The organism is Polaromonas sp. P1_G1, assembly GCF_056405595.1.
Map to the genome: position 1 here is coordinate 1 of NZ_JBFUBU010000292.1, position 365 is coordinate 365.

Here is a 365-nt window from a genome sequence, read left to right on the forward strand (position 1 = left end):
GAGTACACCGACGGCATCGAGCGCATCAACATCGAGTTGAGTCTGCAGAACAAGCTGGCGCTGTGCGATGCGCTGACCGAGTTCTTTGAGCGCAGCGATTTGCCCCTGGGCAAGACCGACGATGCCAATGACATCCCGTCGGCTGAGCTGCTGGAAGACCGCGTGGCGCAGGCGCTGGAGCTGGTGGCGCAGGTGCGCGGCCAGTGGCAGGGGTGGTTGAACGACGTGGAGCCGCTGTTTTCGCAGCTGCAAGATCACACGCTGCGCGCCAGCTGGAAGACCCAGCTGCGTGCGCCGCTGCAAGACATCTTCACCGGCGCGGCGTTTGAGGCCATCCTGCTGGAGTGCACCGCCATCCACAAGCG

Annotated in this window: 1 protein-coding gene; it reads left to right on the plus strand. The window is 64.1% G+C overall.

The features are described 5' to 3' along the window. Window positions 1-365 (plus strand): hypothetical protein (locus tag AC1D1Y_RS26900; protein ID WP_477685025.1); only part of this gene is annotated, 365 nt, incomplete at both ends.